The 16,447-nt window shown below is 40.0% G+C and carries 11 protein-coding genes and 1 pseudogene; 4 read left to right on the top strand and 8 right to left on the bottom strand.

Annotation, left to right across the window (positions count from 1 at the left end; translation table 11 throughout):
* Positions 1-185: 185 nt before the first annotated feature.
* The 3 genes from AABI99_RS06975 (at position 186) to AABI99_RS06965 (ending at position 3,702) form a co-directional block, all read left to right on the top strand.
* Positions 186-1,163: a DNA topoisomerase IB gene (locus tag AABI99_RS06975; protein WP_338364821.1), complete on the top strand. Its 978-nt coding sequence runs from the start codon at positions 186-188 to the stop codon at positions 1,161-1,163.
* Between the two features lie 211 nt (positions 1,164-1,374).
* Entirely contained in the window at positions 1,375-2,691 is a 1,317-nt protein-coding gene (locus AABI99_RS06970) for a L,D-transpeptidase family protein (protein WP_338364819.1), read from the top strand.
* A 15-nt stretch (positions 2,692-2,706) separates the two neighbouring features.
* Positions 2,707-3,702: a D-Ala-D-Ala carboxypeptidase family metallohydrolase gene (locus AABI99_RS06965; RefSeq protein ID WP_338364818.1), complete on the top strand. Its 996-nt coding sequence runs from the start codon at positions 2,707-2,709 to the stop codon at positions 3,700-3,702.
* 93 nt (positions 3,703-3,795) lie between these two features.
* Here AABI99_RS06965 and AABI99_RS06960 read toward each other — a convergent pair whose 3' ends face one another.
* The 8 genes from AABI99_RS06960 to AABI99_RS06925 form a co-directional block, all read right to left on the bottom strand.
* On the bottom strand, positions 3,796-4,113 hold the full coding sequence (locus tag AABI99_RS06960; protein WP_338364815.1) for a hypothetical protein: 318 nt from the start codon (positions 4,111-4,113) through the stop codon (positions 3,796-3,798).
* A 68-nt stretch (positions 4,114-4,181) separates the two neighbouring features.
* Complete coding sequence (gene pelG, locus AABI99_RS06955) at positions 4,182-5,546, bottom strand: exopolysaccharide Pel transporter PelG (protein ID WP_338364813.1); 1,365 nt, start codon at positions 5,544-5,546, stop codon at positions 4,182-4,184.
* On the bottom strand, positions 5,534-7,051 hold the full coding sequence (gene pelF, locus AABI99_RS06950) for a GT4 family glycosyltransferase PelF (RefSeq protein WP_338364811.1): 1,518 nt from the start codon (positions 7,049-7,051) through the stop codon (positions 5,534-5,536). The genes pelG and pelF overlap by 13 nt, the downstream gene beginning before the upstream one ends.
* Positions 7,044-8,027, bottom strand: a complete 984-nt coding sequence (locus AABI99_RS06945) for a protein PelE (RefSeq protein ID WP_338364809.1) — start codon at positions 8,025-8,027, stop codon at positions 7,044-7,046. Before AABI99_RS06945 ends, pelF begins: the two co-directional genes overlap by 8 nt.
* Positions 8,020-9,315: a PelD GGDEF domain-containing protein gene (locus AABI99_RS06940; RefSeq protein WP_338364807.1), complete on the bottom strand. Its 1,296-nt coding sequence runs from the start codon at positions 9,313-9,315 to the stop codon at positions 8,020-8,022. Before AABI99_RS06940 ends, AABI99_RS06945 begins: the two co-directional genes overlap by 8 nt.
* Complete coding sequence (locus AABI99_RS06935; RefSeq protein WP_338364805.1) at positions 9,312-9,827, bottom strand: protein PelC; 516 nt, start codon at positions 9,825-9,827, stop codon at positions 9,312-9,314. The genes AABI99_RS06940 and AABI99_RS06935 overlap by 4 nt, the downstream gene beginning before the upstream one ends.
* Before the next feature lie 14 nt (positions 9,828-9,841).
* Positions 9,842-13,129: a tetratricopeptide repeat protein gene (locus tag AABI99_RS06930; protein WP_338364803.1), complete on the bottom strand. Its 3,288-nt coding sequence runs from the start codon at positions 13,127-13,129 to the stop codon at positions 9,842-9,844.
* Positions 13,122-15,836 carry an endo alpha-1,4 polygalactosaminidase gene (locus tag AABI99_RS06925; RefSeq protein WP_338364801.1) on the bottom strand — a complete coding sequence of 905 codons (2,715 nt, stop codon included), beginning with the start codon at positions 15,834-15,836 and terminating at the stop codon, positions 13,122-13,124. The genes AABI99_RS06930 and AABI99_RS06925 overlap by 8 nt, the downstream gene beginning before the upstream one ends.
* 405 nt (positions 15,837-16,241) lie before the next feature.
* On the opposite strand from AABI99_RS06925, the pseudogene AABI99_RS06920 reads away from it, so the two are divergent.
* Positions 16,242-16,447 (top strand): annotated as a pseudogene (locus AABI99_RS06920) (chemotaxis protein); the annotation flags it as partial.

Here is a 16,447-nt window from a genome sequence, read left to right as displayed (position 1 = left end):
TGGCCGCAATTAGTATGGTTTAACTGTACAGTTAGGCGCAGTTTTAGTACTTAAGCAGATAATTAAACGAAACGGATTTTATATTATTGTTCATTTTGTATTGATATATCAATAACGTTGTTCAGTTTAAGGTTATTTTATAATGGTACATTCAAGAATAGCTATTTTGGTTGCAAGGAGCATAAATGAAACTAATTTACGTAGATGATAATTTACCCGGTATAACCCGTAAGCGTAAAAACAAGACGTGGCTTTATTTTGATCCAATAGGGAAACAAGTTAGCGATCAAACAGTCATTGATCGCTTAAACGCATTAGCATTTCCGCCTGCTTATAAAAATGCCTGGTTTTGCCCCGAAGAAAATGGCCATATTTTAGCAACGGGTTTTGATAGTAAAGGTCGTAAGCAGTATCGCTATCACCCTGAATTTAGGGCCCAACAAGAGGCTAAAAAATACCAAGCCTGTGGTGTATTTGGTAATAAATTGCCCCTACTGCGTGCACGTTTAGAAAATGATTTACAAGGCGATGAGCTTAATATTGAGCGAACCCTAGCAGCGGTGGTCAGGCTTATGGATTTAGGTGCGCTCAGGGTGGGTAACGAGCGAAATGTAAAGCAAAACAAAAGCTTTGGGGCTACAACTTTGCGCAACCGCCATGCCAAGCTGACGGGTAAAAATATACAACTAAGGTATCGAGCTAAATCAGGCAAAGAACGTGAGGTAAATATTACCGACAGAGTGCTAAGCCATGTAATTAAAGACCTACAAGATTTACCCGGGCAACATTTATTTCAATATATAAGCGATGGAGAGCGCACAAATGTAACCTCTAGTGAAATTAACCAGTATATTCAGCAAATAATGGGCGAGGACTTTAGTGCAAAACATTTTAGAACGTGGCGAGCCAGTGTCATTGCCTTTAAACAGCTTGTAAAAGCAAAAGGGGCACTTAGTTTAAAAAGTATGCTCGAGAGCGTGTCTGAGCAATTAGGCAATACACCCGCTATTGCCCGAAAATCGTATGTTCATCCTGATTTAATTGCCTTATGTAAAGAGGATGAGCAAACCCAAATAATGTGGCGAGAGTCGCTTTCTCTACCGCGAAAAACCAAATATTTAAGTCGTTATGAACGTGGCTTTTTAGCCTTTTTAAAAGACTAATTGCTGTAGCAACTTTACATACTTGCGCACCCAAATTACATAATTGTTTATTTAAGGTGTTTTTTTAACTCCCGCATAAATTTAAAAAAGTTATTAACTTTCATTAAGTTGTGTTTTTATTTTACTTTGGCACCTGCATTGCACCTTCTTATTACTGTTAAGCAGTAAGTACGTAAGCATTTATCAATGATATTTAGCGAGGAGGTACAAAGTGAAGGGGTTGTTTTCAAAGGCATTATCTACAAAAGTAAAACATATTACGTTACACGCTACACTTGCAGGCTGCGCTTGCACCATGGCAACAGGTCAAGCTCTAGGCAGCGCAGATCTTGAAAGTGTGGCGCTTGCCAGCGCTTCATTAACCACCTATAACTCGCAACAACAATTGCAAAATAGCGATTATTATTTTGATCAAAATGCTGCACAGTTAATAGCGCGTACTGAAAAAGCTATTAACTGGTATACAGAAATAGTTAACAGTGGCGGCTTTACCCCTCTATACACCAATGAGTTACTTGAACTAGGCAACACCAGCAAAGCGGTGAGTCAGTTAGCGATGCGTTTGTATCAGGAGCGTGACTTAACCCGCAATGTATGTGACACCGTAATGTGCACATTTGATAAAACCATTGAGCAAGCTGTGAAACAGTTTCAGCGTCGTCACGGTCTAAAGGTCGATGGGAGAGTCGGAAAGCGTACCTTAGCTAAGCTTAATGTACCCGCTAAGAAAAAACTGGCTAAATTAAAGCTTAACTTTTACCGCATAACTAACTTCGCAGGTGCTAGCGATTCGCAGTATGTGTATGTAAATATACCAGAGTACACATTGCGCTACGTTAAAGCTGGGGAAGTAAAACTACAAAATAACGTCATCGTCGGCAAATCAAGTTGGAAAACACCAGCCTTTAGTGACGAAATCGAAAAGTTTGTTGTAAATCCCGAGTGGCGCATACCAACCTCTATTGCAACCAAAGAAATAGCGCCTAAGGTGGCTAAAGATCCTCACTACCTTGCTAAAAATAATATCGAGGTGAGAAAAAATAGTTACCTAGACTCTAAAATAGTAAACCCCAGTAATATAGATTGGCAGGCTATTAAACCCTATCAGTTTGATCATTTTTTAGTTAAGCGTGCAGGGGATGAAAACCCACTTGGCGAAGTGAAGTATCTGTTTCCAAATCCTGAAGCTATTTATGTTCACGATACTCCTGCAAAATACCGTTTTAATCAAACACGACGCGCGTTATCGCATGGTTGTATACGTGTAGAAAAACCATTTTCGCTGGCGCGTGAAATAATCAAGCATCAAGGTGAAACTCACACCTTAAAACAAATTGATGAAGCTAGGGTAAACGACACCACGCAAACTTTTCATTTAGATGAGCCTTTACCTATTCATTTAGTGTATTGGACGGCGTGGGTGGGTGAAGACATGCTCGTTAACTTTAGAGATGATATTTATCAACACGATAAGAAAGCACTCCTTGAGCACAAAACACAATCAGTGATAGCTGCGTTAATAAATTAAATTACAGGAGGGGGCATGCAGTTCATACCGTATATTATCAGTTTCATGTTAGTGTTAAGCGTTAGTTGCTATGGCGTAGAGTCCACAAATAAAGTGCACTCAAGTGTAAATATTGAAAATAAAGCAAATTTTGAAGATGCAGAATTTAGCCTAAAGATTAACGATATAGTAATGCCTTATTCGGTGTTTTCTGTTTTTGTGATACCTAATGAAGCGGTTGAATTTGAAGTACTTTACGCACAATCAAAACGCAGCTATTCGTTTATAAATGACGACAGCAACGCCACCTTAACTGATACAAACCGCTGGCAGTGGCGGGCACCTAAAAAGCCAGGTTTAACACAGGTTATTATTGAATCCCCCGACAAAAAGCAACGCATGACAATTAATGTGTTTGTAAAAGTGCCTGCAGATCAAGTACAAGGTGGAAAGCTTAAATATTACCATATTGGCCACTACCCAACGCCTTCACAAATTAAAGACAGTAAGCATTACATAGTGCCCGACGGTTTTGTAAAAGTGACCCCAGAGAACGAGAATGTAAAAATATCACCGCATTTTTCTCTTAAAGAATTTGTCAGTAAACAACGTAGTAAGCACCCTAAATACTTATTTTTACAAAACAAGTTGTTACTTAAACTTGAAAAAATACGCAAAGAGCTGATTTTAGTAAACATACCAGTTAAAAATATGGTGGTAATGAGCGGTTATCGCACCCCTTATTACAATAAAGCCATTGGTAATGTAAAGCTTAGCCGCCATGTGTTTGGCGATGCTGCCGATATATTTATAGATAACGATGGCGATTACCGTATGGATGATATAAACAACGACGGTAAGCACTCTATTGGCGATGCACACGCTATGGCTGCGATAGTGGAGTCGCTCGCAAAGCGAGAGTCATTTAAAGGCTTATTAGGCGGTTTAGGTGTTTACGGGCCTAAGTCGCACCGCGGCGCATTTATACATGTTGATACACGGGGTTTTAAAGCGCGCTGGGTGAGTAAATAATATATGTTTAGTGGCCAGTTATTACGTTAGCACAAAAGTATTGCTAAATGTTGATCACGTTTCATAGCTTACTCAAAATTTAAGTGCAAGGCTTTAAATCAATACCAGCCATGTTATTAAAACACATAAGGTATAAGACTCGTTAAAACGGATTAAGCGCAGGTTGAAAATATCAGAAATTAAACGGTTCCAAATTTCTTTAAATAGTGCCGACAAAATACAGGCACTTATAATCCACATTGCTAGTAGTAGCGCCGTTTTTACTGCGAACGAGTGTATATAAATATCAATAAGGCTATTCGTTTGATATGTATTCCCTACATCAAACGTCATTAACGTACACAACAAACTAATAGCCCACAAAGCTATACTCGCAACGATATTAAAGCGCGTGGTAATTCCTTTTTTCATTAAAGTTAAGTCCTTTTTATTTAACGTTAGCTTTATTATTGTAAGTTACCAATAATGGTACTGGCAATCTACTGTAGCATAAAAGTTTCGTACTCAAGCTCTTCAAATTGTTTTGATAGCCAATACAGACCAATTACAGATGTAATTATGGTCGAGAGCGCAAAACCGTAACCATAAAACTGTGGCCCTAATGCAATTGAGGCAATCGTAAATACGATATTGATAAACAAAAACAGCCCAGATAAAAATAATACGGTGGCACGCTTATCTAAGTAAAATAAAATATTTAAAATAGACAAAAATATAACCTGTACACCTACACCCACCACATCAATAAACAACAGTGTTTTATAGTTAGGGTCTATGCCAATAAAGGTTAGTATTTGCTCGCCCCAGAGCAATAAGCATGCAACGGTTATACCTTGGATTTTAAATATATCGTAAAGGCCGCCTTGCGCTGTTTGTACCATTTTATCTTTTAGGTAAAAAATTTCTTCAAGTGATGAACCGCCTCTAATGGCGCTATAAAAACGGTCGTATTGTTCTACAAAATCGGTTTCCATTCTGACCAAAAACACCGCCATCCCAGGAATAATGGTTAAATAGGCTAAAAATATAGGCAAGTCGTAAATAGGGCTTGCTCTTAATGTGCCTATAATTTGAATAGAGGTAGCGGGGGAGTACCAAAAAATAATTTTATCGGCCCATACACCTATGTTGTAAAAAAGCCCACAAAAAAAGAGGCTGTAATACACTTTTTTGTTGTTTAAAAAATCAAAGCTGATGAGTCTACCACCGGGGTAGCGGCGAATAATCATAAATAAAAAGCTAAAGAACAGTAGCGCTTCACCGGCAAAAAAAGCAAAAAATAGTCCATCTATTTGCCAGTCGCGCAGTAAAAACGCCAGTAATACCATAAAGCTGTAACCGCTGAGCATGGTTACTAATATAAGTCGGTACTCTTTCATTCCCGATAAAAATATAGCGCCGAGCCATTGGTTACATAAGCTTATAAATGCCCCAAGTATGATTATTTTAGTCACAACAGGGAGCGGTAGTATTGGCCAAACGGCTAACCCAATAAGCAATGCCGCAATTGTTGTTACAAGCTGAGCACCGAGTAAATTAGGCAGTACTTGCTCATCCTTTTTTTCAAAAAACAGATCGGCAACAAAGCGCGTTAATAGGAGTTGCAGTCCGCCAGTTAGGATAAGGGATGCTGCCATCATATAGGTGATAAGCGTTAAAAATTGAACAATGAGTACTTTAGGCAGCACAACACCAAGGCTTAAAATGCCGATTAGCATAAGCGCAATGATAGAGAGCAGCCAAGGCCCCGAGCCGATTAACCCTGCGTAACCGTAGGCTTCAAAAACAGAGAGTAGGGTGTTTTTTTTGAGAATTTTACGTATCTCAAAACCTATTCCGGCCATGCCATTATATCCTTGTAAAGTTTATCGTAACGGGCAAACATGTGGCTTTCATCGTAGTATGCTTTAACACGGTTGAGGCCACTTTGTTGGTACTCATGCCATGTTTGCTCATTTTGTAAAATGTTGATTATTTGCTGGGCGGTTTCGCTTGGCGAGGCAATAGGAACCACTTCGCCGGCTCTACCAAATGCTCTATCTTCATCGCTCACGCCTTCTATAATTTCTCGGCACGAACCAACATCACTGGCAAGCACCGGCACACCTGCAGCCATTGCTTCAAGCAGTACCAGTGGCTGAGCTTCAGATATTGAGGTTAATGCGACAAGGCCCAATTGAGGGAGAATTTCAGCAATATTTTGCATGCCAGTAAATTTAATGTTTTCAGTTAAATCAAGGCTGCTTACCAATAGCTGGCACTCTTTGTAATACTGAGGATCTTCTTCAAAGGGGCCGATGATCCAGCCTTCTATTTGCGCAAGTGTCGCTTGGGCCTCTTTAATAGCGCGAATGAAGGTTTTTATATCTTTAATAGGTACTACCCGGCCAATTAATCCAACCACCTTAGGGACTGATTTGGGCCTTGCATGAAGCGACTCAATAAAGTGTTGTGTTTTTATGCCATTAGGTACAACCGAGGCTTTATTCGCATTGGCACCATCTTTAATTTGCCTTTGCCTATTCCCCTCATAAAGCGAGATGATTTTGTCGGCTTGGTGATAGGAAGTACGGCCAATCTGTTCAAAAAAACTGATCCACATTCTGCGAATAAAGCCCATTTCAGTATTTAGGTTTTTGCCTAAGCTTTGTTCTGACTCTTTTATCCAGCTGGCTTGTATCAAGTCTATTTTACGCTCTTTGGTATAAATACCATGCTCGGTAAGCAAAAAAGGCGTGTTTTGTAAAACGCTTGCGCCTGCACCTAACATGCCGGCATACCCAGTTGAAATAGAGTGAATTAGCTTAACTTCAGGGAGTGAGCGAGCTATTTCGGCTATTTTAAATAGCGGTTTATATAAGTTTCTGTATGACCAGAAAAAATCGATGAATGATGACTCATCGCAATAGGTTAAATAGTAGTTTGCCAGCACCTGCCACGACGACTCGCTATATAAAAAGTCAGCTTCGGTAATGCCATTTTTTTTAGCTAGGTTTTCAAAAGCAAACTTTAGAAGCTCTTTAGGTATTGGGTCTTTACAGTCACGAAAGTACCCTTGTAGCTGCTGCCAAAAATCAAACAGTTCTTTTTTATATTTTACACCGTGTTTTGCTTTTATTTTTGTAGTGTGTTGCGTTACTAAATAATGTACATGTAACTTAGTGACGTTACTGGGCAGCGTGTATTTAATATCGCCATAGTGCTCGGGTGCGCCACCGACAAACACAAGTTCAAAGTTATAATGGGGTAGGCCTTCTATTATCTGGTGTACCCAGCTAGAAACGCCGCCCCGTACATAAGGGTAAGTGCCTTCAAGTAAGAGTAAAATGTCAGCTTTTTTTTCACTCATGCCAATACTCCTGCAAATGGCGTAACTCAGAGCCTTTAGGCTGTAGTGCTAACTCTTCAAGGTAGCGCTGACAGTCAGTGTAATTGTGTAACCCAAAAGCGACTTCAGCTTTATAAGGCAATACATGGCGTCTGGCCATACCTAGTTGCGTGGCTAAATTTAAGCATTGTTGCGCCTCATTTAATTTATTAAGCGCAAGTTGTATACGGCCTAAAAAAACATAGCTTGCTGGCTGAGGGTTAAATTTAATGCTTGTTAGGGTCAATGATTCTGCTTTTTCTAATACGTATTCTTTAAGTGCGCCTTGCGCTAACCCTAAGTAGCTAAGCTCCCAGTAAAGCTCCGCTTGCTGGCGTTGCAGGATACTTAATTGTGGTTGTTGCGTGGTATTGGCTATAGCTTGCTGGTACTGACTTATTTTTTCGTTAATTTTAGTTTCTTTGCCATCAAGCGTTGAATAGGCAAGTAGGCGAATATCATCCTCTAAGTCTTTTAGTGCTAGCTTTAAAATAGGAATAGCTTGGGCATCGCTCATATGTCTTGCAGCCATTACAGCATTTAAGCGTTTATTAGGCTCGCTGGCGTGCTTTAAAATCGCTTTAAGGCCGCCCATAGAATAAATTGGCGTGGCAGACACACTCCTTGCCTCAAAGGGGAGAGTCGGCACTTTGTGCTCTTCAATAGCAATGTTGTTATTTTTGAGCGGTTTGCTAAGTGCAAAAGTAATAGCAAATACTACGCCTAAAATACCAAATACGGGCAAAGTAAATAGCAACAAAAATAACAAGAGTGCACCACTTTTTAAGGTGGTTTTGTACTTATTAGGAATAAAAAAATGGCTTACAAAGGTAAAGCACAAGCTTGCAATGCCGTGCAGTAAAACAATCAATAGCCAGTTAGGCGCATCTAAAATATGTGCAAACGCAAAGTATTCACATAAACAGCCAATAAAAGCGGCAACAATAATTTTAATCATGAGGTGCAACTAGCTTAGCGATGTGTTCGCTACTTATTGGTAAGGCCATTTGTTCTTCTATTTTAATATGCAGTTGCTCAATGGTTTTGCCAAAGTGTTCAATACACCATGTGTTAATACGCGATATAAAGCCGCTTTTATCCAGTTCATTTGCCATTGGCATAAGCAATAACAGAGTGTGGTTCTCACTGTCGTAAAGGTAAATATCTAGTCCCCGACGAGCCTCACTTAAATACTCTAACAACTGACGTGACTCCTCACTTGTTTGCACTGCTTTTAGTTTAAGCAGCTGCGAGGGAATGTTATAGCGTTTAGCCTCTTTGTTTGCTCTGCGTAGCTGCCTTACAAAATAAGAGGTTTCTTGTGGGGTCATTACCGGATTAGTAATTTCGTGGCGAAGTAGGTCGCCAATATTACCAGCCATCACGGCAAGTAAAGTAAGTGTGGTGTTTTTAAGGGCAAAAAACTGGATGCTTTGTACTAAAATAACCCCGTAAATCGTGTTGTTAATATCAACCAATGGGATAGCAATGTGGTATTGGCTAAATTTATTTTTAACCTCTTTTACCGATACCAGTTCGCGCTCTTCAAACATGGCTTTTATAAGCGGATCGTTAATATTTAGCTCACTTATAGCGCCTATACTCGCTAAAGGCGGCTCGATTAGGGTGTTGTTTTCTACTTTATAAAGGGCTGCTTTTTCAAGCGAGCCGTATTCAACAAATAAATTTAATATGCTGTTTGCGGCACTGTCTAAACGTCTATGCTTCAATTTGCCTATCACGGCGCGCACTGCTTGCAACGATTCTCGCAGGCTGAGCGTGTGCCCGGCTAGCATTTGCTCAATCCGGTCATGAGATGAGTTAATTAAATGGTATTGTCGAGTAAAGGTTTCAAGTCGGTTAGTTACGTATTCAAGTTCGATACTTTGCTGTTGATTAGTGCGCTCCCAGACGTCTCTAAATTCGCCGGCAATCATAATAACAATCAAATAACCAATCATAGCGTTAACGTTGAATTCGTTAGGTTGCGCGAGCACTTCGCTATTACTTAACAATAATTGGCCAGCCAATAAAGACAATATACTTATAAAGCCTTTTGAAAAACCATAGCGTAAAGCTATTAGCAGTGGCCCAAGTACAGGCCACGAAAACCCATTTTTCGTCCAGAAAGGATCTTCGGCGTTTAATAAAACCGGCAGCACAATTGCAAGCACGGTAAATATAATTACCTCAGCCCAAATTTGTAGCTCAGGGACCTCTCGTGGTCGAAAAAAATGTGTTTTCACTCACTAACCTCAATATACGAAATTAAATCGGCAATAACATCCTGTGCTGTGGCGGCAATACTGTCGCGTCCCCAACCACTTTTAGCGATAGTGCCTGTCCAGATCGGGGTTGTTTGATTTGTAGCAGTTAAGCTAAGGGTAAGTGCAACGACAGGCTCACCATCTAGTCCGGCTTTATAGCGCCATTCTTCAATGCTGCCAGATAGTACATAGTCTGCTTGCTGTGTGCTTAGCCACTGCATAGCGTTATCAAGACGGTATTGATCATCAAGTGGCGGAAGGTCTTTATTGTTTTTTCTAGGGGCGCGTAATAACGTAGGTAGCTTATTTTGCTGCCAAATGCTTGCTAGTATATCTTCTGCACGTTCACCTGCTAATGGGGTCTGCGCATGATTCACTAAGGGTAATAAAGCCACGGTTGTTGAAGGCCCAAGCTCTACATCATCTGCGACACGGCTGGTGGTACATGCACTGAGCATTAGTACCAAACACGGTATGATTAAACGAAACATATTCTCTCCTAACATTAAAAATGTACGTAATAGCCTAATTGTAATTGTGTATCTGAGTTACCTACTTTATTGCTACTTTGGTAACCTAGCTGTAATTTTAATAAATCATCTCCAAGTACCGACCAACCAGCACCACTTGAAATAGCAATATCCAGGGTGTCGTTTAAGGTTTGATAGCCTGTACTTATATCAAATAACCATGAGGGGCTTTTACCTAAATAAGGGGGCGCTAAGCTTGAATTAGATGAAAGCGAAGTTCCCACAGCAAAGCGCCTAAAAGGCTGTATATCAATTAACAAAGGGCGTCCCCTTTGAGTGACCCCTAATGGCGCCAGTGTACGTTCAAAGTCTTGCCATTGCGCGCTAAAGTAGGTGCTCCAAAGCGGGCGGTCTTTTAAAATAGTATATTGATAGCGAGCGTTGTATTCTTGCCCATTTATAAGTGTAGAGCTATCGCTGCGGCGCTTAAATGCCATTGCTGCAGCCGATAATTGCAGGTTTTGTCGCCCATCTATGGCGTAATTTATATACGCGGTGGTTTTATTTAATTTGGCAAAACTAAGCAGGCTCTCAGACTGGCGGTTTTCAACGTTATATTCTAGTTTAGCCCCTATTTGGGTGCGCGAATCCCACTGATATCGGGCGTCTAAACTAAGGCCTTGGCGGCTCATTAATTTGCCTTGATGAGAGTCTACTTTTGTATCAAAGTACCATCGGCCCCACGTTATTTTGTCTTCAATGGCAAACAGTAACCCGTTGTTATTTAAGTTTTGTTGATTACTAATACTTAGTTTCCATTGCCCTTTAGCATATGGAAAATAAACATTTACATCGTATTGGCTAGTGTTTAAACCTGCCTCGGGCGATAGATTAATCTCTAATGCTCTAAAGTAGCTCGTGCGGGCATTACGTAATAAATCTGTTTCGGCTTGTGTTGGCTCTTCGGTTAGCTCTTCATACCAACGCTGCATGGTGGCATAGGGTTGTTTTAAATATAGTAAGGCGCTTAGCTCATCTACTTTTCCCAACGTTTGCGTATTGACCAGCGCCTTCACTTTATTAAATTCGCCGTTGCTCATAGCTAATTGTAGCTTTTGCCATGGCTCAAGCTTTTGTGCAGCCCGTCTTGCTAACCACCAGTTAGCGGTTGCGTTGTTTATAGCCTCAGGTGCTATGTCATCTAAGCTACTAAATTGGCGTAAGTGTGGCACGGCCATAGCACCCGCCCATTGGATCATTAAGCCTCGGTATGCGTATTTGTCTTTTGGCAAATGGTTTAATAAATAATGCTTGAGTTCGTGGGCATTAGCGTAATAGCCTAACTGGTTCATTACATCAGCTAAATTAACTAAAGTGGTTAAATCATCTGGGTTGCTAATAGCTAATTGGCGCAGATAAAAGTAAGCACTATTAAACGCTTTTTGATAAATGGATAAACTTGCCAATAATTGCGCCCATTGTTGGTTAGGTTTATTACTGGAGTAGTCTGCCAAAATACGCTTTATCATAATGGTGTCGTGCATTTGTAATGCAAGCCATCCTTGCGCCAGTACCACATCGGGGTTGTATTCACTTAGTTTTGCAGCTCGGTTAAGTGTTGTGTACGCGTAGTTCAAGTCACTTTGATTTTGGTACCAATTTGATAGCGCTAACCAAGCCGGATAAAGCGTTTTATTATAGCGTTGTTTTTCAAGTGCTTTACGTGCTCGTGTTATGTATTTTTCTTCGCCAATTTGCGTACTTAACACCGTAATTTGGATTAACTGTCTATCGGTCAGCGGCATTTGCTGCCATAAATAATTGAGCAATCCCTTTGGATCGCCTGCAAACTTTAACTGCTGATAATGCAGCATATCGCCCACGCTCAATGGGCTAATATTTTTTAATTGTTCTAAAGCGTGCAACTCCTCTTGCTTATCGTTTACACGCAAAGCCATATCTGCACGGGCACTCCAAAACTCATCATCACTACTGCGCTCTTTTTGCTGCAAAATAGCTAAAGCGGTCGCAAAGTCATTATTTAGCCAGTGTGCTCTTGCCAGCCAAAGTAAGTCTTCTTCATTTTTCGGTCCTAAATAATGTGGCGATAAGGCTCTTAACCCAGCTAAATTTCCCGTATCGTGTAATACTTTAGCTTTCCAGTATTGCGAAAGGGAAGTCTTTCCGTTTAATTGCTCATAGCGCTCAATATGGCTAAGCTCTTGTTTAGCATTACCAATAAATTCATTGGTTTGCATCCATTTGGCAAACCCACTGCCTTTAAGTTGCCGGTTTTGCGCTTTATATTCATAAATGTCATTAGCATCTTGATACAAGTACAATGCATTTGCGTCATTAATACTGTCGGTCAGCATGGCTACATCAACGGCTTTATGAGCCATTAGCCATTTAAACTCTTTAAGTGCTTGTTTAGGTTTGTTTTGCCAGCGCATCACCTTCCAATTTAAAAGCCTAAGGGCTTTATCATCTGGTGTTTTACGTAATAATTTTGCGATTAATTGTTCAGCCCTCGGTGCATCACCATTGGCTAGGTGTAAATGCATCGCTTTAGTTAAATACTCGCTGTTATTAGGCTGTGCTTTTAATAAGGGTTCAACAGCTTTTAAGGCTGCTGCATTATCACCTGCTAAGTTTGCGTAATATAATGTGCGCTCGTTATTTGCGGTATTGCCATATATTTTCCACCAGGTATAGGCTTGGTTTGGATCGTTAGCGCCCAGTGCAGTGTCAATCGCTTTTTGAGCTACATCGGCATTGATATGGGTTTTATAAATAGTGAGCGCTTTGCTAGGCTCGCCAGCGCTTAACCAATGTTCAGCGGCTAACAAAGGTTGATTATGCTGCTGATAATACAGTGCTACGTTTTTATTTAGCCCTGTTGCTTTGGCTATATTTAATAACTCGTTATCCCATTGTTTAAAGGCGGCAAGTTTAAGTGCAAGCGTTTCAAGGCGGTCATCTTGTTTAGCGCCGCTATCAACCCAGAGTGCGTATAAAAGTTTAATTTCTAGTTCAGTTTTTTTATCGCTTTTAGAAAGCTTTTCAAGCTCGTTAGTCGCCTCTGAGTATTCATTTAGGCTGATATGTATCGCTATTTTTTTTGCTCGTAATTTTTCGTTATTAGGCTCAGTACTTAACGCGGCATTTAAGTAGGTTTTTTCAAAGGTATAATCTTGCGACAACGAATCACTTTCAAAAAATAAGGTGTGCGGAAATAACGCGTAAAGTGAAAAACAACTCACGGCTAATATAATTAAAATGGTTTTTAGTGAGACTAAATGCGGGCGCTTTTTGTTATTCATTAATAAGCCCCGAAGAGCAATTTAAATAGCCATAAAAGTTACCTGCTGGCAATGTAAACTGTGTGATGTTGTTATTAGTTTTTCCGCTAAATCGCTCACCTATGTGCGAAATAAATTGACAGTTTTGAGCATTTTTAAGCTCTATTTCAGCTTTAATCCACGCTTTGAAGCTTACAGGGCCATTTACCTGCCAATTAGTAAACACCACATTTGCTGAAAGCAAAGAAGGTTGCTTATCTGGTGTTGTATGATCAAAGTTGATAGTGGCTATTTCATCGTTTAAATGAATGTAGTTTCCCTGCGCAGTTACTCCCGAAATACCGTGGCTATTAGTCAGGTTAGGAACATCAAAAATAGCAGGTAAGCGAAGTGTTTTTATATATTTAGAGCTAAATAACCATTCGCCACGCGCGTTTTTAGCAAGTGCGGAAAAGTAAAAATCTTTGGCAATACGTGCATATTGACTTAAATGCACTGGGGTGTTTTTTCTGGCTAATACGTAATCAATATTGTAATGCAGTGCATCAAGCCCTGCGAGTACTTCGCCAGAGTAAAAATGAAAATAAATTGTGTAAGGTTTTAATCTATATGGCTTTTCGGTTATTTTAAATGTTTCAACTAAACGTTTAAAACCATAATAGGGACCGTGCCACAGGTTGGTATAAACGTTTTCGTTTAAAATAGGGGCGTATATTTGATACAGCAAATCTCGCTCCGGACGGCCAATAGGCGATATATGTGACAGACTTGGATTATCGGCGTTTACGTTTGTATTTCCTCCGTTTACATTAATGACGCCAGCATCTCGCGCAAGCTCAAGTGCCTTAGGCCCTGGGGTTGCATCACCCGACCACAACATCATTACCGTTTTTTTATTCTTTGGAGTGAGCCGCTCATTGATGTAATCTATAGAGCCTGTTATTTCTTTATCTAAATCAATAGCATCATAACCTGGTATATCTAAATGAAACCCGTAATCGGTATCGTCTTTACTTATTTCCTTTCTTCCTGATAGGGCAGTCCAAAAGTAAGGGTGACTATAGGTATGTGATGCCACCTCCACATAAGGGAGTGCAAAAATTTCTTTAGCTATTTTCTCAAGCTTTGGGCTGTCTGCACTGTGCAATCCGTTGGGTTCAATATCAGCTTGGATAATGGATGAGGTTAATGGAAGTTGGTATTTTTTTATCACCTCATCACGAATTATTTCGGCCGCATAAGGTCTACCAGCAAAGTGTGCAACGCTCGTAAAACCATCACCATCAATATGCAAAGTCAACATGCGTCGCCCACTGACAGTGGTGGTATCAGGAGCAAGGATAGGCGCAAGCCCCATGGCATCTGTTAATATGGCTTTAGGGTCTACAACCCAGTAACTTCCTTCCATAGGTAGTGTATCTATAAGCCAAGGTGCGGCAATGAGTGCACCGTACTTTGTTTTACTAGCTTGGGTTAAGGTGATGCCATTTTCAGACTGTATTGATATTAACGATTGTGCATCAGCAGCAAGCGTTAACAAGTAGGGTTTTACAATAGCGGGTGCAGTACTCGATTCACCCTTGAGCCAAGATACCATTGAGGTGAGCTCATAAGGTCCATATGAAGGATTATTTAGGGTTTCTACCCCTAAACTTTGTAATAGTGTATTTGAGGGCGGAAGCTCACCAAGAATGAGTTGTGGGACTGTACCTAAATTATCTTCGAGCCACTCAATAACATCTGCGCTATAAAATTGATCACTTGTAGTCCATGAGATAATTCCAGCATGCAGGCTAGTATCTACGTTAGGTAAAGGAGATTTGGCCACGTCGATGTAATCGGGTATATAACCTAAGTACTCTATCATCGTGGCAAGTTTTAAATGAACAGGCGTGTATATAAGTGGCTTAACATTACTATTGTACGGGATGAGTATACGCCTAGGTACTGGCTTAATGCTTGATGTGCCCCACGTTTGTAAATGCCCATCAGTAACCCACGGCGCATAACCTTGGGCAATAATTTGCTGTGCCATTGCAAGTCGGTGTGGTGGTTGTGCGTAATCAATTACTTGCACGTTAAAGCCCATTGCTTGTGCTTTAGTTAGCTGAGAATTTAACCAATCTTGATCATTTTTTGAGGTGATTTTGTAACTGTTATCGACCGGATTAAAGTGACTAAATAACCCTTCTGCTACTAAATCTGAGGCATAATTATTAAGTTTTGGTAATACCTCAAAACCCCTATTCAAAATCAAGTGCTTGTTAAATATGTGCGACAAGTTTTTAATTATAGCTACTAACCCTGCTTGCTGTGACGTAATGTCATAATCGGGTTTTAGTAATTGGTAGCTGTCGAGTGTGTCTAAAAATAAACCTGTAAAGCCACGTTTTTGTAGCTCATTGGCTTGTGTGTGTAGGTGTTGCTGCCATTGCTCAGAGGTTAAATCCGCAATATAACTTTTCCAATGTGGATTTTTTGCCACCGATGACGCATTTTCAGAAAACGATTCTCCCACACTTAAATAAGCGTATACGCTAATATTGCGCTTTTTAAGCCAATTAAGTTCGTGTTTAGTGATATTTTGCGGCTGCACAACAACCCGTGAATAAAAGGTCATTTCAGCTAGAGGCATAGGAGATGAGTAATAAAAGGCAATGCTTTTATTAGCTGGTTGTGCGAACACGTTTAAACATATGAACAACGCTAAAGATAAAAAGTACTTCATTATTATTTTTAAAAACCACAACCTAAGTTAACGTTGAACATTGTCCCGCTTTTCATGTAAGTATTTATTATTAGAATTATGATCATTATATGTTAAACGAATATGCCTGGCTAGCTTAATGTGAAGTGAAACAAAAGACGCTGACTTATTTTTTACTCACTTTGAAAGTAATTAAGCTGCGCTGAAGTGTCGCTTTTAGGATAAAAATTGCGACTAATGTCGAGTGATAATATATATCTAAAGCGCTGTAATCTAATTATAATGCGCCCACTTTGCCAGCCTTTGGTGAATCCCTATGCTATTTATAAGTCGGTATAAATAGTGACATATTGAATGCTTACTTTATTGCGTTGAATACTGCAAAGCAGGCAGTGTTAACGTGTATACCTTATTTGTGGAGATTTAATGAGTAACTTAAGCTTGAGAAATAAACTTTTGTTACTGGCTATTTTACCGTTGAGCTTGTTATTAATTAGCTTAATGGCCAGCTCGTACTATTTAGAATCGCAAAACCAGCAACAAAATTTTGAAACAATTAAATCTAAACTCATTAAAGACAAACACACGCTACTTGCCACTGAAGTTGAAATAGCAAGCAAGCTGGTACGCCA

It is taken from the genome of uncultured Pseudoalteromonas sp. (genome assembly GCF_963922945.1).
GTDB lineage: Bacteria > Pseudomonadota > Gammaproteobacteria > Enterobacterales > Alteromonadaceae > Pseudoalteromonas.
The sequence above is the reverse complement of the archived record's forward strand: the minus strand, read 5'-3'. Positions and strand labels throughout refer to the sequence as shown.